The following is a 22,901-nucleotide window of genomic DNA, read 5'->3' as shown; positions in this document are numbered from 1 at the left end:
TGCTTGGGCACGGGGTCGACCGTGCTGGTGCACGAGGGATTTGCCGACGAAGTTCCAAGGAGAAAAAAAGAAAACGTTCAGGTTATTTGTACACCACTTTGATATAGTTCCCGCTTTTGTTTATTCTCATGATGCGCAGGCGAGATGCACGCTGAGGGAAATCAGCGGGTACGACGCACCGTGTCACTACTCCGCGAACCAGCCGTAGCAAGGCTCTGACCAGCGCCATCCGGCTCGCAGCATCACCTAGGGGAATACCTTGAAAAGACGACAGTCAGTTGTCCTTGCCTGCGCTTTGGCAGGCACTCTGGGGCTAAGCGGCGCGATTGCGCTGCCGGTCCTGGCGGAAACACCGGCCCCCGGTACGGAACCGAAGTTTGGGGTAGAGGACTACAACCACCCCGAAGCTGCCCGGCTGGAGGCTGAACGAGGTTTAAAACTCAAAAACGGTGACGGCAACATTGTCTACGTCGAATGCCCCATCGACAGCCAAAAAGACCTGATCCGCATCGAGTCGCACCTGACTTATGGAGGCGACCTTGGAGAGGAACGCAACGGCTGGATCTGCTTCAAGTCCGCGGCTGGCCCCGGCTGGCTCAGCGTGGAAATACCAGGATCCTTTGGCATCAAGGCGGGGGACCAGAGCACATATGTCAAGGCTGTGCAGAACACCACCACCACCGAGGTGACGCTCGCTCCGGAAACCAACAGGGCCATCTCCGCAGCCAACGAGCATTGGACGACGGTGGAAATCCGCACCTTCTAGAGCCAACTCCGCCTCACCTGCATCCACCAAGGACATACACATGAAAAAGACAACAACCGCTGCGCTGATAGCGGTGACAGCCCTGGCCGTGGGCGGCCTAATCCAGGGCCCTGCCCACGCAGTCAGCGGCACTCCTGTTCCGGACGGGGAGAAGAAGTACCTCGTCAAAGTCGACACCGGTACCTTCACCTGCACCGGCAGCCTCGTTGACCCCTACTGGGTTGCAACATCGGCCAGTTGCCTGGCCTCCGACCCGGCACAGTTCGCCGCCGTCAAGAGCGGTGTCCCCGTACTGCCCAAGAAGATCAAGGTTCTCACCGGAACCGACGCGCCGAACCGCAAAAACCACGGCATCGGTGTTGTCCACGTCGAAACGCCCACCGATCTGGCCGGCGGCCGGGACGTCGCCATGCTCAGGCTCGCCCGGCCCGTCACCAACGCCGCAACGTTGAGGATCGCTACTACCGAGCCCGTGCTGGACGAGGTTTTGAGCTTCGCTGGCCATGGCCGGGACGCTGTCGATTGGGTCCCTCTTAAGCCCTCCTCCGCCACGTTCAGCGTTGCAGCTGTGACAGGCTCCTCCATGGATGTAGTACCACCCACGGATGCCACCGGATTGTGCGCAGGGGACAGCGGCGCTCCCGGCGTCCGCGAAACGGCCACCGGTCCGGAACTTGTCGCCATCAACTCCCGAAGCTGGGAGAACGGCTGCATTTTGGTGAAGAGCCCCAACGGCCTCGGTGCCAAGGCCAGTCGAGTCGACGACGCCAGCACCTGGATGAACAACCTCATCACCTTCAACGTCGCCAACGGGTCAACCGCGCAGATCCGGGCAACCGGCAAGAACGGCAACTGCCTTTCGGTAGCCACAGACAAAACGCAGACCGCGAAGTGTTCGACGCTGGCCACCGACGCACGCAAATGGCAGTTCACCGCCGTGAGCGGCGCCGTTGACACGTTCACCATCACGAACGTCGCCACATCAAAATGCCTCGCCGGCACCTCGGACCCCGCCACAACTACCCAGATGCCGGTCGTCACGTGTGACCCGGCCGCCGCGCTGACGCACTGGACCCTCGAACGCCAACTGGACGGCACCACTGCGTTGAAGAACGTCAGCAACGGCCGGTACGCCCAGTTCGAGGCATCCGCCGACACGAAGAACACCAAGCAAGGCGTTGCTCTCAGCGAAAACCTCAAATGGGTCATGGGCTCCGGGGACTACTTTGACCTGAGCGCCTCCGATGTTGTTGCAGTCAGCCCTGATGGCGTCGCCTACAACCTGTACCAGTACGAAGCAACCGGCGTGCCCGGCCTGCTCAACGGAACCCAAATGGGAACCGGCTGGAAAGACCTGAGCGCCGGATTCGTCACCGACTGGAACGGCGACGGATTCCAGGACCTCCTGGTCCAGTGGAGCGACGGCAAGCTGCGCCTCTACGCAGGCACCACCCAGCCCTTCGGCGGATACACCGTTATCGGGCAGGGCTGGCAAGGCTTCAAAATCAGCGTCGGAAAATGGAAAGAAGCAGACCGGTTCCCCTCCATCGTCGCTACCGATTCAGCGGGCATCATGCGCCACTACACCAACCCTGTAGGCCTCGCCATCGGCGGATCCACACAGATCGGCGGCGGCTGGGCAGGCCTCGAATTCGTCCAAATGGATTTCGATAAGGACCTCAAAACCGACATCGTCGCGAAGAACGCAGGCGGTGAGCTGAAGCTCTACCGCGGCAATGGCACCGGTGGCTTCCTCTCCGGAACGGCCACCACCGTGGGTATCGGCTGGGACGTCATCACGGCGATATCGCCGACATCCGGTTTCAATGGCGAGGGCACCCGAGGCATGCTCGCCCGTACAACAACCGGGGATCTTCGCTACTACCAGATCCTGGATGACTCAAGCTGGAAGGCTCCCGTCACCGTCGGTTGGGGATGGGGCCCGTTGACCATCTTCCGCTCCACCATGCCATAACATCCCGAGTCAATGATGGGTGGCCTTGCAGATCCATGCTCTGCAAGGCCACCCAACAGTACTTAAAGGACAAGCCTGTTCAGCCAACCGCCGCTGTACCGTTCCATACAACAAGGTTTGGGGGACGTGAACCGCTGTGCAGCCGGACGATCGCCAGGGGCCGTTCCTGTCATACCTGACATGTAGCATCCGTTGCCGTCTGCACCGCTCAGAATGCAGCCAATAGGAAAATGGGGAAAACAAACTTCATGAGAAGAAGATTCAGGGCTCTTGCAGCCATCGCCGCGGCATTGACCGGTATAGCCGCACTCGGCGCAGCACCGGCGCAGGCGGAGACGCCGAACAACTACCCGATCAGCGGATTCTTCATCTACGCGTCCAAGACGCACCAAACCAACATCGACAAGCTTGAGGCGATGAAGGCTGTTGGCGGTGACACTGTCATCACGTTCGGCAGCATCCTCAAGCCCGCGACGCTGAACGCGTCGAATCAGCTGCTGGAAACCGATGGCACCGTTGACCCCGGGCGTAGCCGATGAGCATGCTCCGGACTGTAGCGTACAAGGCACCTTCACCGGGCAATAATTCGGGCAGGGTATACGGGAATCCGGCAATGGCGGAAACACACGGATATGGAGAAGACCGAAGGGCAGCCTCGGGGCGGCCGGTGGACGACCGGCTTGCGGGCGGGCCGACATGAATAACCTGGCCATGAAAGCCCTGAAACTTGGGGCTCTCCCGAGACCCGAACTATTGCTTTACCCGCCACACACGCGTCGCGCCTCTAGAATCGTGATTCCAGCCGTTCCGCCGTAGTCTTTGCGTTCTTTACTATCTGAAGGAACTCGTCTCGGGAAAGGTACGGTTCGCCAGGACGCCGGATGACGCGCCCTAGGTAAGGGTCCCGCTGTTCCAGTTTTTTGTTCCCGAGTCTTTGCGTTGTGTAGCCAGCTTGACGTTCAGCTCTTTCCCGCTTGGCCACGCTACCGATGAGAACGATTAGCGGAAGCAACGTTAGCCCGATTGCAACCATCAGAGATGTCGTAAACCACGACTGCGGTACACCTGACACGCTGCAGACAAACGTTATTGCGAGCACGACCAACCCTGCCGTTGTGCATCGATATCGCCACAATAGAAGCTCATAGGCCGTCACGCCAGACAGGAGCTGACGCTCTGGAAAATCGCTTACCAAGTTAGTGCTCCGTATCCATTCCCGAAGACGCTGCTGAGCGCCGCAGTGGTCATGGGCCCTGGGCGGTCACCGAAACTTGCCCAAGTCACAATTACTGCAATTACGATAATCACCAGCACTAGAACAGCGATAAGAGTTCCGGGAGGCTTCATACAAGCAGACTAACCGGCGTCGGACCCTATCGGGCGTGGGCAGAATGTGGCAGCGCCCGATGGAGGATCCGCTTACGAACACACAACCGCAGTGCAGACGACTTCTGACATACGGTGGCCCATGGAGGTCAACAATTATGTATGAATCAGTCGGAGCCTATCTGCTCTCCCGTTGGGGTGACCCCGCAGGGCGAATCAAGTTCGAGGTCGCAGGACTTTCCATCCAGGTGTGGAAATGGGATGCGGAGGACACAGGAGAAGGAGTCGACGTTTACGTGACCATAGGTGCCGCCAGCGGTGCCCCGGCCAACGGCCCGGCCGCAGCAGATCATCGTGCGGAGTTCCTGTTGGGTCTGCGGCCGGGGCAAGACGCAGTGGCCAGTCCCTTCGCAGCTTTAGGGCTTTACGGGCGGCGGAGCGGTGTCATAGTGGGGGACGGACATACCGTTCCATCGGACGGTCCGCTCTGGCCTGGAACAGAAATGATGGCGTTCTTGATCCGTGAACAGGAAGCGATAATTCCGACTGTCCAACTATCGGATGGGTCGCACGTCCACTTTCTCCAAGCTCTTCCGTTGCACGAATCCGAACTGCTGTACAAGCGTCGACACGGGATGGATGCACTGATGGCCCACTGGGAAAAACGACTCGTGCCTTTCTGGGACTCTGAGCGTGGGCCTGACGCTCCGATGTTCTAACGCCTGCGTTGTCAATTTACTGTGCCCGCGTTATGCCCTGGACTTAGCACTGTCCTCGACGAGTTTGGAGTGCGATATTGAAAAACGTGGAGCTTCTAGCAGCTGCTGAAGCAATATCACGTACGGAAGGCATTGATGAATGGCATGGGCTGATGAAGCTGCTGCTTCAGCATCTGTCGGCTCTCCCCATTCCGCAGGAGATCCAATCCTCTCTGCGGACCGCTGAGGCATATTGGAACTGCGACGGCACCGTCAGCGCTGAGGATTTAGAGTCGGCTAAGGTCGAAACTTGGCACTACTTACACTCGTTCCCCAGAGGCACTGATCTGGAAAGCCGGGAAGGGAGAACTGCCCGTGCTCTGCTTTGCGTCCTCGAACCGGAGGGCGACATCGAGGTGCGGTCAATGACGGCAGACTGGTTTGCCGCCATGATTTGGAACGAGTCCTGAGCTCGGACGGCGTCCGGTAAGGGATCCCCTTGCGGGCTGCACCAAGCGCCAAATAGCGCAGTGAAAAAGCCGCCAATTATCGCCGAAAGTCACAGGCAGGTCAGAAATGGTCGTTTTTGACTGTCCCGGCGGTTCCGTACGGTGCTTGACCAGAAGGTGGACAGGCAGCAGAGCGCTTTGGACGCCTCAGCTAGAGGCTGCCGCCGGTACCGTCACTAGGCGCCGCGTTGTGGCTGTTTCCGCCCTTCCGGTAAACCCTGCCACGCTGAGACTGGAACGTTCCCCGGTGAGCCGGGGGCTGTTCTCTGGCTATTGGACGAAAAATTCTCCAGACAATGCGAACGGCAATAGCTAGCGGTACGCCCAGGACCACGACTGCGGCTATAAAAATCTCCAAGTGCACCAATCCCCCTTATCGGAGTGATACTAACCGCCACTGCAGCGATATTCGCAAACGTCGTAAGGGACTGCCCCCGATTCTGTTGACTCCTTCGCTAAGCCGCGCGTTGACCGAATTGTCCGGTGAGGGACCGGCTTACGGGCGTTGTCCTAGGGGACCCACGGCTTGTTCGCTTCGGCTTCGGTTTTCTTCAGGATCTCGGCGAAATATTGGCGGTCGAGGTAGTCTGCGCCGGCTAGTCGGATGATGCGACCCATGTAAGGATCGCGCTGCATCAACTTCCTGTTGCCAAGGCGAACGGTCGTGTAGCCAGCCTTTTTCTCGGCACTTTCCCTAGCACTCGACCAGTGGATTAGAACGATTAGAAAAAGTGCTGAAGCGAGTAGTTGACCTAGGACCAGATTAGTAAAAAACGACTGAGGGACCCCGGAGTTGTTCAAAAAGAGACATAGCAATCCATCTGCGGCAATAAATCCCGTTACACGATAGCGCCACCGGGTAACTTCAAAAGCAGTTCTACCAGCGATCAAACCACTACGGGATCCCGTATTTACCAAGTCGCAGCTCCATATCAAATGATCCGAAGTACCCAATGCTTCCACCTAGTCAGTCCCCAACTCTCATCGTGTCACGGCCGTAGGAAGTCTTGGGCGATATCAGAGGACCGGTGAGGGATCGTCTTACGGGCTGGCAGCGCCCTTTCGGATGCACCGTAATGGTTGGATGCTCCTATGCTTGTCGAGCAAAAATCCTTGGGGCGCCTGGGCCTTCATTCATGTGACAAGACCCACCGAGAGCAGTGCGGTAGCGTCGTTGGCACGGAAGACGCGACTGGGGAAACAGATGACGAAGCTCAAACTCACGGCAACGATTGCATTGCTGACAGTTCCGCTACTGCTCGGAGGCTGCGCCAGCAATGGGTACGGCATAGCTGCGCTGAAAGCCCCTGCAGGACCGAAAGATGTAGCCCCTGATGGGGTGAACCTTCCATTTCTCGAACAGGTTGATGCAACTACTCTCCGTTTCCTGGTCGAAGATGACGGTCGTCAGTACTTTGCAGCGCAAAGTACTGACGGCGCCCAGGCCTGTCTGGCGGTATTCCATGTGGATCAGCACATTACCGATTACGCGGGATGCGCAGTTGCGGCCGGCAGTTCCAGCAATAAGATCGTGACCGTGAGCGGGACAGATAGACGACCCGTAGCCCTGGTGCGCGACAACGCCGACACCGCCCAGTTGGAGTCTGAAGGCTTGAGACGCATTCATCAGAACGTGTACGTCGGCGAGTAGCCGACGAGTCCAACTGACTAAAACGGCGGTAACACATGAGGTATGGATGCCGAGTGTGCCGCATCTTCGCTCTCTCACCCTAAAGTCCGGCAAATCTGATTGGTGGTGCATGGGCCATGACGCCAACTAGGCATGGGGACGTCCGGTAAGGGATCCTCAACCGTACGCTTGTCACGAGATCTGCCATGGTTCCGGCGTTTGCCATCGAGCGAAGAACTTGTCGATCTCGTCAGGAGATGATTTATCGACGGACAACCATTCTGCAGCTGCCTTGCGTCCGATCTCCTCGCAGGCTTCCTCCGACCCCGGACCGGCTGGACTGTCGTATAGGTCGCTGATTTCCATCCAGAGGGAATACGCGCCACCATCGTGGGAGGACCCTAGGAGCTCGCGAATGAACTGCTCGGCCTCCTCCATGACCAGGTCGTAGATTTGCTCACGTTTGGCCTCTAGTACCTTGTTTGCGACGTCGGTCATTGCTTGTAAAAAGCGAGACTCACGGATGGCATCTTCCATGTAAGTTCCTATCATTTGGTGGACCCATGACACCGATTTGCACAGCGTCCGGTGGAGGATCCTATGAGAAAAAGTCAGGCTAAGTCCTCAAAGCTCTCCTCGCCTGGGCGCCAGACCATCCACGCTTGATCGGAGAATCCCATGAGGTGAGCTATCTCGACGTAGACATCTTCCCTCGCCGGATGTATCACTATCGTTCCAGTATCAAGCTCGACGCGTATGCCACTACCTGTGGCTTCGCTTGTCGAGATCACTGTGCCGGGGGTCAAGCGACGTAGTGCATCCGCGTAGCCGAGGTCTTGCTCGTGCCACGAACGGCCAGCTGCCTGGACGATAGGCCATACGTAGCAGTTAAGGATGACGGGACCGCCGCCAGACGTGCCGTCGAATCGCAACTGCACGTAGTCGTTCAGAACAAACTCGACCGAATACATCCGGTCGCACACCAGCCGCGAAAGTAATTCGTTGGGCACATACGGTGCTCTCGCCATGTTGGCACCTCTTCATTTCAACTATGGCGCCAGCATAAAGGCAGTCTTAGTCAATGCCGTGATTGGCGCGTGGTTGCGGCCGTAAACAGAGACCGTCCACCGGTCTCTGTGAACCCCGAGTATGGATCCTCTAGCGGATTTACTCCCGGCGGTGGGCCAACAGCAGCGATAAACTAACGGACCGAGGTTCTGTCGGGAAAGGGAAGACGTGGGTATGCCGGAGCAGGTGAAAATCGAACTCGACGAGGATCAAGCACTGGTGTTGTTCGATTGGCTATGTCATTTGAACGACGGTAAGGCCCCTGTGGTTACTCATCAGGCCGAGCAACGGGTCCTTTGGGACATTCAATCTGACCTTGAGTCAGTTCTTGTCGCGCCCTTCGAAGCAAATTACACCGAGCTGCTCGCGCAAGCGCGGAACCGCGTTGCAGATGCCGGCCAATAGTCCACTTAGTTCTTCGAACTGGGACGTCCGGTGAAGGATCCCTGAGCGTGCGTCAACACATAGAGCCGCTCAAGATAGTCCTCCGTCCGCATTATGCGTTGAATTTGATGGGCACTTCGTTGGCATCCTGGAACGTTATGTACTTTCTGGGACCTACCAGCCGTTCTCGGCCTGCAGTCCATTTTGCGCGGCTCTAGCGAGTTGCCGGGGGCTGAAGGGGGAGGGGGATGTCGGATCTGACTAGGCCTGTGTGACTTGCAAACATCGGGAGCTTCTGTGAGGCTGACCTCGTCGTGGGGGCGACGTGATCCCCACGGGCATTCCAATCCTTTGGGGGAACTTTGAATACTCGTATGGTCAGTCTTGCCGCGAGCAGCCTATTGCTGCTCGCAGCAACGTTCATCAGCCCGGCAAGTCCGGCTACTGCCATGACAGAGAATCCGACACCACCGGGCGTTTCAGCCCCAGATGAGAAGCAATTGATCGGCGCCCAGGAGCCGTTCTTGATGAAAGCACCAACTGCCGCATGTCTCCCGCCATCTGAAGGCGAAAGCGCTGTCTGTATCACCCCGACGAAGAACCCGCCCACGCACCTAAAGAAGAATCCCCAGGTACCGACACTTATGACGGTCCAGCCGGTCCCTGAATGGTGTCGGCAAGCGGGCGTGATGGCCCCGAACCAGTACATGGCCAGCAGATTCGAAGCGTGCGGGAACTGGGAATACACCCTTCGAGTCACGCAGACCCAAAACGGCGTCACCACCGTAACGGGAGTTATGGAATTCACGGTGACCGGATTTCACTACGGCAGCCAGAACCTGCCCACGGTTGCTCATCAGGTCACAATCATTCCCAGCAGCATGACCGGTACCGCAGTCGGAACGACCGCTGTAGGGACGGCATCCTGTTCGACTAACTGCACGAATGGCACGACGAGCTTCGGGACTCAAGTCTTGCAGACGGGGCAGGCAGCCTCAGGAGAATTTTTCTACAACACCACTGCCACGGCGGCGGGAAGTGTGGGAGCCACAGGCAGTACGTGGAACCTGACCTTGAAGGCTCCCACTTCCTCAGCGGCCAGTACGTTGACATCAGTTTCTGCCGCAGTGCGCTGTGACACGGCGGTACCTGGAATCTCCAGCACAGGCTGCGTCGTTCCTGGCATCACGCCGTACATCAACTACGACGGCGCAACGTGGGGCGGATTTGGTGCCCACGTCAAAGCGGCCCAGCTCTCGGGACTCCCGGGCGCTCTCGGCGGGCTTCCCCTGCACCGACTGACCGACACCGCCCTCAGGGATGCAAACCGTGCCAAAGCGTGCCCGACAAGCCTTCCCCGGCCGGCAGGGTACTCATGCGATGAGTACCCGTTTGCTTCCACGATCGAGGGAGCCTACACCGGTGGAGGAACGGCCAGAACCCTGCCCTGGTGCCAAGTAGCTTTGCAGGGAACACCGTCTACCGGGCCCACCGGCTACTCTGTCTGCATGATAGATGCGAACACCAACTCTGCTGCAGGAAGTGTGCTGAATAGCGCGCTCTTCGTTCCCAAGCGTGTCATCAACGGAGACGCTTTCAACGTGCACATCTCATAAGGCTTCGATGATCATCTCAGGCGTTTACGCTCCACGCGCAGCCGAACAGGCAGTGGAACTCGTGGTGGAACCCGTCCCGGCCGCGGACCCGGTGGTGGCGTTACAGGCCAGTAGGGCCGGGGGGACTCAGCAACCGTTCCGGACCACGTTGTTCCACACCGGTATCAGCTCTGGGCCGATCAGCATGACCGTGAATGTCCTGGACGCCCCTCCTGAACCTGCTTTGGAAGAGTGGGAAGATGTTCATGAAGTCTCAGCCTCTCTTCCCGCAGGGCGAGCAGCGGCTGGTGGCCCAATGGAGGAATTGACTGCTTTGGGAGCAATCGAAGACGACGAATCCGGAGATTACAGAATCCGGGTGTCAGCTGCGGGTCGCGATAGGGCTCCTGACCTTGTCACTGCGACTGTTGTGGAGCATTACCTAGTCCAGCTTTGGCCAGAGTCGGTTTCGCCCCCTCGGGTTCTATCCGCAGTCTCGGAGCAGGGCAAGTATTGGGCTGCCAGATTAGCCTGAGTCTCGACTGGTTGAGAGTCTGTGCTTTCCAGCCTAACGAGGCGCGATCTTTGCCGTTCACTCGGTATCGGCATTTTGTATCTGTGGCTCCCACTGGGGAATCACTGCCGAAACCAGCGTAATACAGCCGTACGTGAGACGCCCGTGGGATACGGGCTAAAACCGTATCCCACGGGTTTCTGTGACCCGATTGGGTTGGCGCAACGCGGAGAAAGTTAGCCGACATACCAACACTGACTTTCAGAAAAATTTGCACTAGGCGACGTGTTCGTATGGGGATCCATTAACGGGCAGTCTGGATCGAGGTCAGCACGGAGTGTCTAGACTCTAGCTGACCGTTACCTGAGGACCGCCAGCCACCCAGAGAAGGAGCACAGTGTCTGCTGCCGATAAGTGGAAAAAGGTCCGAACTACGACCACATACAAGGGTTTCGTGACGATCGACCGTGTTACCTACGAAGAGCCAAATGGAACCGTGACGGACTGGGACGTGATTGCCGGCCGTGATTCTGCAGCAACCCTCGCGTTCACACCTTCAGCAAGTCATGTCGTCCTTTTCGAACAGTTCCGCGTTGGACCCGAGAAGGCACTACTCGAACTCCCCGGAGGATACCTCAATAGCAACGAGCAGCCCGTCGATGCCGCTCTTCGAGAGCTACGAGAAGAAACCGGCTATCACTCAGAATCAGCCTTCTACGCCGGCACAGAGTGGTGGGCTGCGAACTCGTCGAGACGTAAACACCTTGTCATCGTGGCCAACGCATCAGAAGAATTTGAAGCCACCTGGGATGAATTTGAATCAGGCTATGTGCGCCTTCTGCCCGTTTCAGAACTAATGGATTTTCTTGTCAGCGGAGAACTTACCGACGCTGGACTTGCCTGCCGCGGCATGGCAGCCCTCGCGCGCAGCAATCCCGACAACCAAGTTCTCGCAGATCTCCGTGACCACGTCCGCAAACTTCTAGTCGCCCCGTAGCACCTGCGGTAGCAGTGCTTTTGCGTGTCGCGGCTCGACCGAATCACCGCCCGCGGAGTCCCCGGTAAGGGATCCTCAACCGAACATTGCGTCATGACCGCTCATCCTCGGCTGGCGTGAAGTGTTCAAAGTGGGGATACGGACAGCGCTATGCTCATGGCCGTGAGACCCACGCCCATGAGCATCTACATGAATCCCATGCCCTTTATCGTGGGTACGTCGGCGAACGTAAAGCCTTCTGGCCTGATACCGTGGCTCTCTTTATAGATCTTCGACCATGTGCTGGCGGTTCCATTGAGGTCCCGGAAGACGTGGAGCCCAAAGAGGAAAACGAAGACGCCAGACACACTCATGCCGAGGGCAAACCAGTTCACCCGGGTTATCACCAGGAGAAGGAAAGTTCCCAGGAAAAAACCGATGAAGCACCTCTGGAAGGTCCTGGCTGGTTGAGGCAGCTCGGTGAATAGCCGTTTGATCGCCCGGATAGTCTTGATGATCTACCTTTCTCGGTTTGGTGGCTCTGTCGGATCTTGACTAGCTCTGAGAATTCGATTCGCGCGCCGGCAGCCCGACTCTATCTTGAGACGTTATGGCCTCGCGTCCCGACTGACCGCATCCCCAGGTGACTCAAGTGGTTCAGGACGGAATCTCCGGACCGTTGGCCGCCCTCTGCTACGGCCTGGTGAACTTTGGAAATGGCTCAATTCGCCAGTCCTGAGGCCTGAAGCGGTCGGGTAAAGTTCCCCACATCGGGATAGGGCGTTCGCAAAAACTTGCGCGGATGAGAAGGAATGAAATGACAAAGCGGTACAGGCCTCCTGGCAGAGGTGGCGGCAGTATGTTCGTGCTCTATCTTCTGCCCCCATTTGCGATTGCATTTTTTATTATGTGGAGTCTGGAAAACGTGTTCCATCTGTACTAGGGAATGATGTGAGGACCGTGATTTGTGACCCGGTGTCAGAGTCAAGTATCGCCCAAACTGCTGCGACCCGGCCGTTTTCAAAGAGTCCGTAAGCCGGTCCTCCACCGGACGCAGAAACGCCCGATGAGGCACCGGTTTACGGGCCTAGAGTGCCGAGCCAGACCCGCGTGCAGTGGAAAGTGGCTCGTCAGCAGCGTTCCTCCGTTAGTTCTAGGAAAATATGTGGGAGTAGGAGTAGTTCACGTAGATCTTAAGTCCCCCGACGTTACTAGAGACCCCGGTGCAGGTCTTTCGCAAAGTCCACAAATTCATGGGCTCGCACCGTTCTTTTGTCAGCCCCATCTCTTCTGCCAGGGCCGGCGGTGTGTGAGGGGGCCTGATGTCTACAGACATTATTCGCGAACAGCCTCCCGATCCGCACTCCGTGGAGATCTCTCCCGCTTCGCTGGGCAAAGGGATAGCCCGGAAAGCCGAGTCGGAAGGAACCGCACTTTCATCTATCGCGGTCCAGGCAATGGAACCGATCCACGCGATCAAGATGATCCCAAGAGTGAGAACCCCAAAACAACCTACACGCTGACGAGGCATCGGAAACGTCCTATCTGTAAGTGTGATCGCGGCGTTCCCTCAGACCGCCTGCGCAGTGTCTTGACAATGCTCACGGTCAGCAAGACAAACCCCAGGAGCAGTAGACCGACCTCAGTCCAAGAAACAAAGACGGGTCTAAGACGTTCGAATCACAGGTCCCCAAGTCAAAAATCTCAGCCTACACGCCGGACAGTACCCAACCATTTCAGGAACCAGCAAGTGTCCGCTAAGGGATCGCTTTACGTGTGCTCTGCTTTGCACCCAGCGCTACAGTTGACCGGACCGCGCGGTTCATCGGACATGGCAGGTGGGGAGGTCGACGTTGGGAAAGTACTTTGAGCATGAAGTTCTTAGGGGCTTCTACCTGGAAGACAGCTGGATATTGGACATCAATGCAAGCCGAGGGCAGCTTGTCATCACCGCGGAGTTCGTACTGACCGAGGAACACCCCTCTTATGCCCCGGCACGCCCCGGAGAGCAATACGGCTACCGCAAGGGGGTGCTGGTGTTCGATGGTGTAACGGATTTGACCTGGACGGGTCAGCTCAGCTGCCGGCCTTCGCGTGACCCTGGCGGCTCAGTTGACTACGGCAATATCGACTCACTCATCATCGAGGGAGACCACTACACCGTTGAAGGCGACGTCGGCAAAATCGACCTCCACGCTGCATCCATCCGCGTGGCACTGATCTCGGACGGCACGATCCTCACTTCGCACGGCGCCGCTGCTGACCTCTAGCACGCGTCCGGTGAAGGATCCCTTACCGGACACCAAGAACAGTCTTCCGGTCAGTGCTGCATGACGGCTTCGTCGGTCGACCCTTTGGGCTTAGTTGGCCTGCTCGGTCCGCAGTTGCTTCAAGGCCTTTGTCATGTCACGTCGCTCAAGGGACGTGCCTGAGCGACGTCCGCGCTCTAGCGCGGGGATAATTTCTGTACGGTTGGTTCGGGCCAACATACGGGCGGAGTACGCCAACTCCTTGGAATCTGTCGTGGTCAGCGCACGGCCTACGAGTCCGTCCAGTACGTCGCTGTGCCGTTGCTGGAACTGAACAAATTCGAGTTCATGCAGGGCTTTCTCAAGCTCCTCTATGGCAAAGACGGTGTTGTCGGGATTCATCAATGACCTGCGTATTGCCGGGATGGCCTCGACCCATGCTTTCTTGACGACGATGGGTGCCGCGTATCCAGATAAGTTCGTCGAGGACAACGACCTCAGAAGGATCTCTGAGGGAGCATCTGGGATTGGAGTGAAGTTCGAAGACTTATCTTCTAGCGTGCGAGTCGTTCGCAATGCTCTGGAGCTTGCGATGGAACCCGAGCTGTGGACTGTTGATCTACGTAACGGCTCGCAAATCACGGTCCTCACACACGGTTATAGCGTCGAGGGAAATGAAGTTGTCTTCTCCTTGCTATTCAAAGGAGAACCACATTTCGAACTAGATACACTTCGGATCCCCTTAGCCCTTATGCCCGAGGACTACTCGTGAAGCATAAAATGCAGGGACCGAGATACAGGCAAGCGGCCGTGGACTCCCTAAGCCGGCCGGGAGGTTAGTGTGGGGAAGCTGAATTACGGGCCTGGAGTTCTTTTTGCCGTCCCCCTGAACGGTGGTGGCTACGGTCTTGGTTTAATAGCGCGAGCCAACCCGCAAGGAGTCTTGTTTGGATATTTCTTCGGCCCAATAAGGACGCAGCCACCTGAAGTCAGCCAGGTGGAGCAACTGAGCGGACAGGATGCAGTCCTCGTTGGCCGTTTTGGCGACCTGCATTTGAAGCAAGGCAAGTGGCCGATCATTGGACCAATACCAGACTGGAGCCAAGAACTGTGGCCCATGCCGGAGTTCGTTCGTACTGAGCCCATTATGGGTCGCTCGTTTCGGCTTCGCTACGATGATGCCGACCCGAATCTTCTGCTGGAGGAAGTCCAAGTTCCCCCTACAGAAATAGTAGGGGGCATACCCGACAGGCTCATGGGCGCTGGCTCTGTCGAAAACAAGCTCACCAAGCTCCTGGGCGAGTAAGAACCAGCCACCTCTTTTATCCTCGAACGGCACGATCCTCACTTCACACCGCGCCGCTGCCGACCTCTGGGACGCGTCCGGTGAAGGATGCTCTACCGGGCATCTTCGGGGTATTTGTGGCGTCGGACGGCTCTGAGGGAGCGCCAGCCTTCCTGCCGTAGCATTCTGATCGTCATAAAAATGACAAAGGCGTGTATGAAGGCCCAAGCAAACTTGGATGAGTCGTCAAAAAACAGCATCAACATCACAACGGACGCTGCAGAGCAGAAAATCCCTGCGATCAGTGGGGACGGGATCATGGTTTTCAAAGAAAGTAGATTCCAGATTCCCACAAAGAGGCTGGCGAGGGACACCACGGCGAAGTCCACGATCACAGCAACGACTGGGGCAAGCCAACCAGCCGGTACGGGTGTGCCAGCAGCCTGATAATCCAGAAATTGCCCATTCACCGCTACCGTGTTCATGATCGTAATCCAGGCAACGGCCGATCCCGACATGAGGTAAAAAAATCCTAGACAATAGCGCCTGAACCTTGTCGCACCGTCAGGGACATAGGCGGCCGTCCCATCAGCTGGCAATGTCTGAGTGTCGTCTTGCACCGTTGAATCGGAATGACCGGTCTGTGACTGCTGCTCTTTGCCCATTGTGGCGTGCCCTCTCGCATGTGGCGGGCACCCCCGCGTTGCCATCAGGAAGTCTACCCGCCGGCCACAAAGCTCCCGCGCCTCACGTTCCGCTTCATGGTTCTGACGTTCAGAAGCTCAGCAAACGACGTCCGTTAAAGGATCGGCTTGCGGGGCACCAGGTGCTGCGTCTCGGAGTACGGTCGGTAGATGCGAACAGAACTCATTGATCCGCGGGATCAGACCACGCAGGTCGATGATCCGACCTACAGGGTGTACTTCTGGGCTGACGATGGCGGAGCAAAAGAAGAGTGGGAGCTTTCAGGAGCAGACCTTCACGAGGTACTCAAATGGATACCCACCCAAGCCAAAGGCCGATCGTACAGCCTCTGGGCAACTACGCGATCCCCGGGCGACGTTTGTCTTATCCGCCTGCAAGGTATCGATCTGGACGCGGACGCCGGATCTTGGCCTTCCTGGGCTCAACAAACCTACGGTTAGCGCACGCTGATCCATCCCCATCCGGGCGTGCAGACAATGGACACCGCTGCCAACTGGCGGCAGAGCGTTCACTTGGTTGTTAGATTGAGTCCGTGAAACTTAAGGACAGCAATGAACCCGTCTTCAATCAACTGCTGTCGTTGATTCAAGAGCACGGGCGGTACGTCATGTCGGCGCCGGTGATGAGGCTGCCTTTTCCTACACCGTTGGCCTAACAGCACTTGGGCATCCAGAGATTGTCATGGAGGGCCTGCCGTTCGAGGTGGCTCAAGCCTTCCTGAACCTCATGGGTGAAGACGTAAAAGCAGGTAAACGCTTCGCCCCGGGAAGTATCACCACCGACCTCACCGAACCTCCAGCTCCCATCGCTTTCATCTCGGTGGAAAACATCGCAGGGCTGACAGCGGTGGCAGAAGTGTACGGCGAAGTAAAGGCCTTACAAGCAATTTGGAGTGACTCCACCGGACGATTGCCCTGGGAGCCGTCGTACCGCAACCCAGCGGATGCGCAACCTCTCTTGGGTCCGGTACCCGACTTCAAGTAAAATTTCTAGGTTCTCCCTTGATCGCGACACTGCCCGGTAAAGGATCCTCTATCGCACTACGGGGTTGGGACGTTCAGGACGTACTTTCGGCTCAAGCATCCGTCTCACCAAGTAATCAGGACCCAGTCGCCGGGAAGGCCTCCACGTCTTAGGACTGCAAGCGCACTGGCACAGGCTTCTTGCACATCCGACCCCGTATACGACCACCACGGTACCTCGATAACGCCGTCGGCTTGGTAGTCCCTAATATCCAGACCAAGAATCAATCGGCCTGACCTGGCTAGTGCTTCGATCACAGCCGAGGCCTGGAATGCCGGCCAACTAACTTCGCCGTTTGGGTCGCATCGTGCTCCGCGTTGAAGATCCCAGGCAAGGAACGAAAGGTCAGTAGCCGTCATAGCTGGATCATACGGTTCCTTGCACGGTTTAAGTTTCCTTCTGTCCGTGAGCCGATGGGATGTGATGAACGAGTATGAGCAAGCGAGATTCGCGGCACCTCATGCTCAAGCTAATTACAGAACATCCGCATCTCCGACCCAGCTATGAGGAGCATCTGGCGGACAACGACGGGGAGCTTCTGCCGCACTTGCTGATGGCCGATATTTGCCGGTGGGTACTCGCGGAGCAGGACTCTAACCCGCTTCGGGTTCTGCAACTTTTGTCGTGGCTGGAGGTTCACTTCGCGGGCGTCGGAGATGCAATGGACGACGTTGATAACGTCATCGCGGTCTCGTTCATCGAACACCTCCCCTTGCCGTCGGAGCCAGGAGCTGGCGTTGTTCTTCTCCTTGGACCAAAGATGAAAGCGGAGTACGAACAGATTGTCTCGTAGCCACGGTAAACGATCGGCTAACGGACGCCGGTTCTAGGAGTTGGCGAGCGGCGTAAGTGCAGAGCCGATGGCGGACTCGACTGCGTCGCGGCGCGCGTCGGTTGAATGAGCGAGAAGAGACTGGATTGCTTGGATGAGCGCCACAAGCCTAGGCGTTCGGACCGTGGACAGGCGTGTCATCGAAGTGGCGAGCGATTCCGTGACGAGGACGTCAACTTGGTCTCCGTAGGAGCCGGCGTGCGACGCGTCGCGGGCTATGTTGCTCCCTCCGATGGAGATGTCACCCAGGAGCGCCAGCAGCGGTACGCGGATCCCGTCTGGAACATTGCCGGCCGCAACGGCAGCAATAAAGGGCACCGCATGGGCCGTTGCTTCATATACCGTGCCCTGATGGCAGATGTTCGAATAGAGCCCGTCACCGATTGCGAAGAAAGGGTCATCTCGGAGCGCAGCTAATGATCCCGCCACGTCGCCTGCGATGCCGAGTGATACGTTGGCGGCAGCCAGGGGGACGACGCCTTTTCCGTAGGCGTGTTCCAGTCGGTTCCAGTCGACCTGGTTGAGTTCGTCCAAGGCATCGAGGCCCGTCCCGTTCGGTTGATACGGAGTATCCATACAGTGAGAGTAACCAGTGACCGCTCAAGGATCCTCTAAAGGGCCTGAAAGATCGTCACCCTGACGGCACTTGGTTCCGTTCGCTCGCAATGAGGACAGCGACAACCTAGCTTGCTGGGACCTGGAGACTGGGGTGGTGGCCAGTGCACGACTTCGCCAGCCCGGGATGGGGCTCCCAAAAGGGAGAGCCTTTCCCAATTTTGCGGCGTGGCTCCATTCGGCAACCGGCGAAATGCTGGAATTCCAATGAAGAACGGGTTCTCTGTTGTAGTAGTCTTCCCAGAATCCGGGGACGAGTCCCAGCTCAACGAATGACCTCACCATCTGCCACGACGAAAGCGAGACTTTGTGGGCCTCTTCAAAAAGAAACCCTCCCGGCAAGAAGTGGCCGATGAGGATCTGACCTTCTTCACAGTCTCTGAAGCTCAAGAGTTTCGGACGATGGCGCGCGAAGTCTTCGCCGAGCTGGGTTACGAGGTGCAGATTCACTCGGACCACGCCACTGATGCTGCTGGACGCGGCTATGGATTCTGGAATGTTGCCGCGTCGTGTCACAACGGACCGGAGTCTCAGTGGCGCGACATCATCCGCCTACATCTTCAGCGGGTTTTGGCGAGCTTCGAGGCGGCGGACCCTTTTGACGAGTTCACACCGGATGAGGTGTCCCGCCGGACGTATGCGCGTCTTTATGACGAAGCAAGCATTCCAAACCTCGACCACTATCCTCACAGCCAGTTCGCTCCAGGTGTTGTCGAAATGCTGGCACTCGACCTTCCGGATACAGTGGCTGTATTCAATCGGGATCATGCGACCACGTTCGGCGGCTGGGAGACCCTCCGCGCACAGGGCATTGCGAACCTTCGTGCCCTCAACGACGAGCAGATCCATACTGTTCCAACGCAGGGTGACGGCTCGTTCACAGCGTTGCTAGGCGATTCCGTGTACACGGCGGGGAAGGCCATTCTGCTGCCCGGGCTTGCTGCCGAACTCACGGGACAATACCCAAGCAAGGACCTTGGTTGGCTGATGAGCGTTCCAAACCGCCATCAGCTGGTGTGGCACTTCATCGAAGGCGAAAGCGTAATTGCAGCGCTCGATGGCATGGTCCGGTTTACGGCCTTGGGATACGGCGATGCCCCTGGTCCGGTGAGTCCTCATGTCTATTGGTGGAACGGGACAGGCTACGAGCAATTGACACAGCTCGCTGAGGACGGCAACCTATCCATCCACGTCAGCCCTGAATTCCAGGCCGTCATCGAAGCGGCGATGTCCGCAACGGATAGCCCCTGAATTCAGTACAAGTGCTCCATCAAGATGCCCGGTAAGGGATCCCCTTACGGGCTCCCGCGCGGCATCGAACGGTAGCAGAGAAGCCTTGGCTGACAATCAAATGCGCGATGGAGGAGTGTGCCTGTCAATGAGGTCCCACTTCCAAGGATGTGGGACAGCCAGACCTCCAACGTGCAGCACGCTAGGCTGAGCCGGTGTCCTACGATTTCTTTGTTTACGGTTCAGAAGCGCTCAGTCAGGAAGACCTCGCAACCCGCATCAACAACATTCGCGGGCTGAGCTTCGACCCTGCTGAAAGCGGGCCCTCCGATGCACAAGCTTGGGGCTTTCTGGTCCATCGTGGCACTCAACGAAATTACAGCTTCACTGTCGAGGGTCCTTATCCTGACAGCGGGGACGACATTGACGAACGCCAAGCAAGCGTTGTCATCCCCGGCATCAAGTACCGGTACGACATCAGCGTCGAGGGCGGCGGTCCTGCAACGGAAATCCCCCATGCTTGGGCTTTCGCGAAGAAACTGGCCAGGGCTGTCAGCGGGGTCGCCATAGATGCACAGACCGACGGGACGTGGCCGGAGCCAAAGACGCCCCCGCTCACGGCTTACGAGGAGTACTACAAACATCTGTCCCCCGGGGAGTTCATCAAATCTGTCACCGCGCAGTGGTACTTCATTCAGGATGAGGACCCAGTCATGCTGGGACAGAAGTACCTTGATGTGTGTAGGGAGCACCTTCCCCAGGCCCTGCCCGGGAATTACCAACGGAGCCTGGGGCGCAGGCCCTTGGAGCGCCCGGACGACGACGCCTCATTTCTGGAGGCGCTGCAGTCCAATAAGATGCCATGGCTGCGGGCTACTGGCTCGGCCTTTGTACAGAACCTCGGATTCTCAAAGCTGGTCGATGACGTGGATTCGGCACCGATGAACGTCGGAGCCATCTCTCTGAGTCTGTCATCCTATGGAAGTGAGGATGCAGGCACAGTGTCCAGGCTGAGACCGTTCTTCCTGGCACTTGCAGAACGCTTAGGGGCCTTCTTTGCAAGCGCCGAAATCACGCGAAGCCACGTGACGACCGAAAAGGTAAAGCAGACGGAGGAGGCTTCGAACCAATGGACTCAAGGCATGTGGCGTGGCCTTCCTGCGCACCCCGTCTGGTGGAGCCATTTCGGTCCGCTCTACTCGGGACTCGTCAGGCCTCACCTGACGGGCAACGTCGAGGAGGCGCACGGGGCGCTGTTTCACAGCTACGGAGATAAACCCCTCAACCGCGATGAAATCATGGCCTTACTCCCAGAGCCGACCTCCAGTTGGTTGCCCGAAGACCTTACCGCGCCCTATGACTTCTGCCTTCCCCAGCAGCCGGTAGCTGCCACCCTACCGTCGCCACTGAGGGCGCCATGAGTAGGCCCAACTGCCATGCAGACACAGGCCGCACCGGTCCAGCAAACTAGACCGTCGAGGCAACTTAGACGCGCGGCGTACGGTGGGGAATCCATTAACGGGCAGCCTGGATCGAGGTCAGCACGGAGTGTCTAGACTCTAGCTGACCTGAGGACCACCAGCCACCCAGAGAAGGAGCACAGTGTCTGCTGCCGATAAGTGGAAAAAGGTCCGAACGACGACCACATACAAGGGTTTCGTGACGATCGACCGTGTTACCTACGAAGAGCCAAATGGAACCGTGACGGACTGGGACGTGATTGCCGGCCGTGATTCTGCAGCAACCCTCGCGTTCACACCTTCAGCAAGTCATGTCGTCCTTTTCGAACAGTTCCGCGTTGGACCCGAGAAGGCACTACTCGAACTCCCCGGAGGATACCTCAATAGCAACGAGCAGCCCGTCGATGCCGCTCTTCGAGAGCTACGAGAAGAAACCGGCTATCACTCAGAATCAGCCTTCTACGCCGGCTCAGAGTGGTGGGCTGCGAACTCGTCGAGACGTAAACACCTTGTCATCGTGGCCAACGCATCAGAAGAATTTGAAGCCACCTGGGATGAATTTGAATCAGGCTATGTGCGCCTTCTGCCTGTTTCAGAACTAATGGATTTTCTTGTCAGCGGAGAACTTACCGACGCTGGACTTGCCTGCCGCGGCATGGCAGCCCTCGCGCGAAGCAATCCCGACAACCAAGTTCTCGCAGATCTCCGTGACCACGTCCGCAAACTTCTAGTCGCCCCGTAGCACCTGCGGTAGCAGTGCTTTTGCGTGTCGCGGCTCGACCGAATCACCGCCCGCGGAGTCCCCGGTAAGGGATCCCTCACCGGACGCTGAGAGGTCTTCGCTCTTGGCGTAGCTGGGTGAGGCCCAGAATCGTCAGGGCTGCTGTGCCCAGCAGAACAAGAATTAGTAGCCCCAGCAAGGGAAGCTCATGGATGGCGAGCTGGGGGATTCGACGCGAGGGCACTGCCAGCACACCCACAAAGGCGCCGATCAGACCGAAGTAGCTACCGGTCATGAAGCTTCGGTGGGCGCGGATGTTCCCTTTTCGGACAGTCCATAGTCCTGCCGTCAGCGTGCAAAACGTCAGAACTGAGAGTGCATGGAGCCAGTTGAACCCGCCATCTATGGTTCGGATTCCGAAAGAGGTCAGCACCACGATGTACATGGAAGCAACCCAGATTCGGCCTACAACCTTATGAAGGCTGCCGCCTTTGGTCCGCCGCAAAAGGTTAACGGCTCCGAAGATGAGTGCATAGCTGGCGGCTATTGCGTGCACAGAGATCAGGACGGTCCAAGAGGAAGGCATACACCGGAGCGTAGCGGACCCAGGGATTCCCCGGCCGCTTCTTTACGGCCAGTGCCGTTGCTGCGGAATTTCGGGGCAGGCCCACTAACAGCGGGTCCATGCGTCCGTTGGAGGATCGGCTTACGGGCATGCCGGAATAATGAGTTCCGGGTTTCCAATATCAGTTTCTATCTAGTTATTAGTGTGTGGTCGTTGCACGTGTCAGAAGGTGAAGGGCTCGGCGAAGCAGTCGACAGTGCGGGCACGTCGACGGCTGACTGAGAGTATGCGGAAGGGGCCGGAGTAGGCGCTTCACAAGCTGGTTCACCTGGTTGCGCGCAAGCAGGAATAGATAGTGTTCCGACACAGAGAATTAGAGCGCCTAGAACGAGACGGCCCCGGTTAGTCATTGTTCCCCCAACGATTAGGGGAAACCTAGCAGGGAACGGTGGCATCGGCAACCAATAGAACCTGAAGGAAACAGCGTCCCACTTCCAAGGAAGTGGGACGGGACGTTGCCAGTGCTTGGGCAGTTGGCGGGACGTTTGGTCGGGGTGAGGATGAGGGCGCAGTACGGTTGGAGGATGGTTGATGTTGCGGGGAGTCGCTGGGTTATCACAGGTGCTGCTGGGACGATCGGATCCGCTCTGCGGGCGGCGCTGGTCGAGTTGCAGGTTGAGTTGGTGTCCACTGATGTTCGTCCGGTAGTGCCGATTGGTCCGAGTGATGTCGTGGTGACGGCGGACCTCACCGACCTGGGCTCTTTGGTGGAGCT

25 protein-coding genes and 1 pseudogene are annotated in these 22,901 nt (G+C 57.7%); 18 read left to right on the top strand and 8 right to left on the bottom strand.

Going from position 1 to position 22,901, the window contains the following annotated elements; all coding sequences use genetic code 11:
* Nucleotides 1-259: 259 nt before the first annotated feature.
* The 5 genes from J7I86_RS05735 to J7I86_RS05715 all read left to right on the top strand — a co-directional run bounded on the left by J7I86_RS05735 (nucleotide 260) and on the right by J7I86_RS05715 (nucleotide 5,235).
* Nucleotides 260-766 carry a hypothetical protein gene (locus tag J7I86_RS05735; RefSeq protein WP_214817109.1) on the top strand — a complete coding sequence of 169 codons (507 nt, stop codon included), beginning with the start codon at nucleotides 260-262 and terminating at the stop codon, nucleotides 764-766.
* A 40-nt stretch (nucleotides 767-806) separates the two neighbouring features.
* Nucleotides 807-2,741: a trypsin-like serine protease gene (locus J7I86_RS05730; RefSeq protein WP_214817106.1), complete on the top strand. Its 1,935-nt coding sequence runs from the start codon at nucleotides 807-809 to the stop codon at nucleotides 2,739-2,741.
* 248 nt (nucleotides 2,742-2,989) lie between these two features.
* A complete protein-coding gene (locus J7I86_RS05725; protein WP_214817090.1) occupies nucleotides 2,990-3,280 on the top strand; it encodes a hypothetical protein in 291 nt (96 codons plus the stop codon).
* 945 nt (nucleotides 3,281-4,225) lie between these two features.
* Nucleotides 4,226-4,786 carry a suppressor of fused domain protein gene (locus tag J7I86_RS05720; protein ID WP_214817087.1) on the top strand — a complete coding sequence of 187 codons (561 nt, stop codon included), beginning with the start codon at nucleotides 4,226-4,228 and terminating at the stop codon, nucleotides 4,784-4,786.
* A 77-nt stretch (nucleotides 4,787-4,863) separates the two neighbouring features.
* On the top strand, nucleotides 4,864-5,235 hold the full coding sequence (locus tag J7I86_RS05715) for a hypothetical protein (RefSeq protein ID WP_214817084.1): 372 nt from the start codon (nucleotides 4,864-4,866) through the stop codon (nucleotides 5,233-5,235).
* Nucleotides 5,236-5,784: 549 nt separating this feature from the next.
* Here J7I86_RS05715 and J7I86_RS22635 read toward each other — a convergent pair.
* Complete coding sequence (locus J7I86_RS22635) at nucleotides 5,785-5,910, bottom strand: hypothetical protein (protein WP_286179396.1); 126 nt, start codon at nucleotides 5,908-5,910, stop codon at nucleotides 5,785-5,787.
* Nucleotides 5,911-6,478: 568 nt separating this feature from the next.
* On the opposite strand from J7I86_RS22635, the gene J7I86_RS05710 reads away from it, so the two are divergent.
* Nucleotides 6,479-6,925, top strand: a complete 447-nt coding sequence (locus J7I86_RS05710) for a hypothetical protein (RefSeq protein WP_214817081.1) — start codon at nucleotides 6,479-6,481, stop codon at nucleotides 6,923-6,925.
* A gap of 171 nt (nucleotides 6,926-7,096) precedes the next feature.
* Here J7I86_RS05710 and J7I86_RS05705 read toward each other — a convergent pair whose 3' ends face one another.
* Together J7I86_RS05705 and J7I86_RS05700 are read right to left on the bottom strand one after the other, a co-directional pair.
* Nucleotides 7,097-7,441 (bottom strand): hypothetical protein, encoded by a 345-nt coding sequence (locus tag J7I86_RS05705; RefSeq protein ID WP_214817079.1) that lies wholly within the window; start codon nucleotides 7,439-7,441, stop codon nucleotides 7,097-7,099.
* 74 nt (nucleotides 7,442-7,515) lie between these two features.
* Nucleotides 7,516-7,932 carry a hypothetical protein gene (locus tag J7I86_RS05700; RefSeq protein WP_214817076.1) on the bottom strand — a complete coding sequence of 139 codons (417 nt, stop codon included), beginning with the start codon at nucleotides 7,930-7,932 and terminating at the stop codon, nucleotides 7,516-7,518.
* A 214-nt stretch (nucleotides 7,933-8,146) separates the two neighbouring features.
* Between J7I86_RS05700 and J7I86_RS05695 the strand changes: the two genes are divergently transcribed.
* Nucleotides 8,147-8,377 carry a hypothetical protein gene (locus tag J7I86_RS05695; RefSeq protein ID WP_214817073.1) on the top strand — a complete coding sequence of 77 codons (231 nt, stop codon included), beginning with the start codon at nucleotides 8,147-8,149 and terminating at the stop codon, nucleotides 8,375-8,377.
* 988 nt (nucleotides 8,378-9,365) lie between these two features.
* Here J7I86_RS05695 and J7I86_RS22630 read toward each other — a convergent pair.
* Nucleotides 9,366-9,497: a hypothetical protein gene (locus J7I86_RS22630; protein ID WP_286179393.1), complete on the bottom strand. Its 132-nt coding sequence runs from the start codon at nucleotides 9,495-9,497 to the stop codon at nucleotides 9,366-9,368.
* A gap of 482 nt (nucleotides 9,498-9,979) precedes the next feature.
* Between J7I86_RS22630 and J7I86_RS05685 the strand changes: the two genes are divergently transcribed.
* The 3 genes from J7I86_RS05685 to J7I86_RS05675 all read left to right on the top strand — a co-directional run bounded on the left by J7I86_RS05685 (nucleotide 9,980) and on the right by J7I86_RS05675 (nucleotide 13,711).
* On the top strand, nucleotides 9,980-10,486 hold the full coding sequence (locus J7I86_RS05685) for a hypothetical protein (protein WP_214817067.1): 507 nt from the start codon (nucleotides 9,980-9,982) through the stop codon (nucleotides 10,484-10,486).
* A 376-nt stretch (nucleotides 10,487-10,862) separates the two neighbouring features.
* Nucleotides 10,863-11,462 carry an NUDIX hydrolase gene (locus tag J7I86_RS05680; protein ID WP_214817064.1) on the top strand — a complete coding sequence of 200 codons (600 nt, stop codon included), beginning with the start codon at nucleotides 10,863-10,865 and terminating at the stop codon, nucleotides 11,460-11,462.
* Nucleotides 11,463-13,294: 1,832 nt separating this feature from the next.
* Nucleotides 13,295-13,711 (top strand): hypothetical protein, encoded by a 417-nt coding sequence (locus J7I86_RS05675; protein ID WP_214817061.1) that lies wholly within the window; start codon nucleotides 13,295-13,297, stop codon nucleotides 13,709-13,711.
* A 90-nt stretch (nucleotides 13,712-13,801) separates the two neighbouring features.
* On the opposite strand, the gene J7I86_RS05670 is transcribed toward J7I86_RS05675, so the two are convergent.
* Nucleotides 13,802-14,092 carry a hypothetical protein gene (locus J7I86_RS05670; protein WP_214817058.1) on the bottom strand — a complete coding sequence of 97 codons (291 nt, stop codon included), beginning with the start codon at nucleotides 14,090-14,092 and terminating at the stop codon, nucleotides 13,802-13,804.
* Nucleotides 14,093-14,531: 439 nt separating this feature from the next.
* Between J7I86_RS05670 and J7I86_RS05665 the strand changes: the two genes are divergently transcribed.
* Nucleotides 14,532-14,996: an Imm26 family immunity protein gene (locus tag J7I86_RS05665; protein ID WP_214817055.1), complete on the top strand. Its 465-nt coding sequence runs from the start codon at nucleotides 14,532-14,534 to the stop codon at nucleotides 14,994-14,996.
* A 92-nt stretch (nucleotides 14,997-15,088) separates the two neighbouring features.
* On the opposite strand, the gene J7I86_RS05660 is transcribed toward J7I86_RS05665, so the two are convergent.
* Nucleotides 15,089-15,640, bottom strand: coding sequence for a hypothetical protein (locus J7I86_RS05660; protein WP_214817052.1), 552 nt, complete (start codon nucleotides 15,638-15,640; stop codon nucleotides 15,089-15,091).
* Between the two features lie 189 nt (nucleotides 15,641-15,829).
* Here J7I86_RS05660 and J7I86_RS05655 point away from each other — a divergent pair, with 189 nt between their 5' ends.
* The 3 genes and pseudogenes from J7I86_RS05655 (at nucleotide 15,830) to J7I86_RS05645 (ending at nucleotide 17,496) form a co-directional block, all read left to right on the top strand.
* Nucleotides 15,830-16,120, top strand: a complete 291-nt coding sequence (locus J7I86_RS05655; protein WP_214817049.1) for a hypothetical protein — start codon at nucleotides 15,830-15,832, stop codon at nucleotides 16,118-16,120.
* Nucleotides 16,121-16,286: 166 nt separating this feature from the next.
* Nucleotides 16,287-16,664, top strand: a pseudogene (locus J7I86_RS05650) (DUF4262 domain-containing protein); the annotation flags it as partial.
* 472 nt (nucleotides 16,665-17,136) lie between these two features.
* Nucleotides 17,137-17,496, top strand: a complete 360-nt coding sequence (locus J7I86_RS05645) for a hypothetical protein (protein ID WP_214817047.1) — start codon at nucleotides 17,137-17,139, stop codon at nucleotides 17,494-17,496.
* Between the two features lie 33 nt (nucleotides 17,497-17,529).
* On the opposite strand, the gene J7I86_RS05640 is transcribed toward J7I86_RS05645, so the two are convergent.
* Nucleotides 17,530-18,111 (bottom strand): hypothetical protein, encoded by a 582-nt coding sequence (locus tag J7I86_RS05640; RefSeq protein ID WP_214817043.1) that lies wholly within the window; start codon nucleotides 18,109-18,111, stop codon nucleotides 17,530-17,532.
* 441 nt (nucleotides 18,112-18,552) lie between these two features.
* On the opposite strand from J7I86_RS05640, the gene J7I86_RS05635 reads away from it, so the two are divergent.
* The 3 genes from J7I86_RS05635 to J7I86_RS05625 all read left to right on the top strand — a co-directional run bounded on the left by J7I86_RS05635 (nucleotide 18,553) and on the right by J7I86_RS05625 (nucleotide 21,582).
* Complete coding sequence (locus J7I86_RS05635) at nucleotides 18,553-19,401, top strand: hypothetical protein (RefSeq protein WP_214817040.1); 849 nt, start codon at nucleotides 18,553-18,555, stop codon at nucleotides 19,399-19,401.
* Nucleotides 19,402-19,595: 194 nt separating this feature from the next.
* Entirely contained in the window at nucleotides 19,596-20,801 is a 1,206-nt protein-coding gene (locus J7I86_RS05630; RefSeq protein ID WP_214817037.1) for a hypothetical protein, read from the top strand.
* Between the two features lie 181 nt (nucleotides 20,802-20,982).
* Nucleotides 20,983-21,582: an NUDIX hydrolase gene (locus J7I86_RS05625; RefSeq protein ID WP_214817034.1), complete on the top strand. Its 600-nt coding sequence runs from the start codon at nucleotides 20,983-20,985 to the stop codon at nucleotides 21,580-21,582.
* 76 nt (nucleotides 21,583-21,658) lie between these two features.
* On the opposite strand, the gene J7I86_RS05620 is transcribed toward J7I86_RS05625, so the two are convergent.
* Nucleotides 21,659-22,147 carry a DUF2306 domain-containing protein gene (locus J7I86_RS05620; RefSeq protein ID WP_214817032.1) on the bottom strand — a complete coding sequence of 163 codons (489 nt, stop codon included), beginning with the start codon at nucleotides 22,145-22,147 and terminating at the stop codon, nucleotides 21,659-21,661.
* A gap of 563 nt (nucleotides 22,148-22,710) precedes the next feature.
* On the opposite strand from J7I86_RS05620, the gene J7I86_RS05615 reads away from it, so the two are divergent.
* On the top strand, nucleotides 22,711-22,901 hold a 191-nt coding region (locus J7I86_RS05615; protein WP_214817029.1), incomplete at its 3' end, for an NAD-dependent epimerase/dehydratase family protein.

Source organism: Arthrobacter sp. ISL-95 (assembly GCF_018613695.1).
Taxonomy (GTDB): domain Bacteria; phylum Actinomycetota; class Actinomycetes; order Actinomycetales; family Micrococcaceae; genus Arthrobacter.
Note: the sequence above shows the minus strand (reverse complement) of the source record. Positions and strands in the feature narration are given on the sequence as shown.

Excerpts from the sequence above, each read along its gene's own strand:
- J7I86_RS05730 (WP_214817106.1), top strand. The coding sequence starts at position 807 with ATGAAAAAGACAACAACCGCTGCGCTGATAGCGGTGACAGCCCTGGCC.
- J7I86_RS05725 (WP_214817090.1), top strand. The coding sequence starts at position 2,990 with ATGAGAAGAAGATTCAGGGCTCTTGCAGCCATCGCCGCGGCATTGACC.
- J7I86_RS05720 (WP_214817087.1), top strand. The coding sequence starts at position 4,226 with ATGTATGAATCAGTCGGAGCCTATCTGCTCTCCCGTTGGGGTGACCCC.
- J7I86_RS22635 (WP_286179396.1), bottom strand. The coding sequence starts at position 5,910 with ATGCAGCGCGATCCTTACATGGGTCGCATCATCCGACTAGCCGGCGCA.
- J7I86_RS05710 (WP_214817081.1), top strand. The coding sequence starts at position 6,479 with ATGACGAAGCTCAAACTCACGGCAACGATTGCATTGCTGACAGTTCCG.
- J7I86_RS05705 (WP_214817079.1), bottom strand. The coding sequence starts at position 7,441 with ATGGAAGATGCCATCCGTGAGTCTCGCTTTTTACAAGCAATGACCGAC.
- J7I86_RS05700 (WP_214817076.1), bottom strand. The coding sequence starts at position 7,932 with ATGGCGAGAGCACCGTATGTGCCCAACGAATTACTTTCGCGGCTGGTG.
- J7I86_RS05695 (WP_214817073.1), top strand. The coding sequence starts at position 8,147 with ATGCCGGAGCAGGTGAAAATCGAACTCGACGAGGATCAAGCACTGGTG.
- J7I86_RS05685 (WP_214817067.1), top strand. The coding sequence starts at position 9,980 with ATGATCATCTCAGGCGTTTACGCTCCACGCGCAGCCGAACAGGCAGTG.
- J7I86_RS05670 (WP_214817058.1), bottom strand. The coding sequence starts at position 14,092 with ATGAATCCCGACAACACCGTCTTTGCCATAGAGGAGCTTGAGAAAGCC.
- J7I86_RS05660 (WP_214817052.1), bottom strand. The coding sequence starts at position 15,640 with ATGGGCAAAGAGCAGCAGTCACAGACCGGTCATTCCGATTCAACGGTG.
- J7I86_RS05655 (WP_214817049.1), top strand. The coding sequence starts at position 15,830 with ATGCGAACAGAACTCATTGATCCGCGGGATCAGACCACGCAGGTCGAT.
- J7I86_RS05645 (WP_214817047.1), top strand. The coding sequence starts at position 17,137 with ATGAGCAAGCGAGATTCGCGGCACCTCATGCTCAAGCTAATTACAGAA.
- J7I86_RS05640 (WP_214817043.1), bottom strand. The coding sequence starts at position 18,111 with ATGGATACTCCGTATCAACCGAACGGGACGGGCCTCGATGCCTTGGAC.
- J7I86_RS05635 (WP_214817040.1), top strand. The coding sequence starts at position 18,553 with ATGGCGCGCGAAGTCTTCGCCGAGCTGGGTTACGAGGTGCAGATTCAC.
- J7I86_RS05620 (WP_214817032.1), bottom strand. The coding sequence starts at position 22,147 with ATGCCTTCCTCTTGGACCGTCCTGATCTCTGTGCACGCAATAGCCGCC.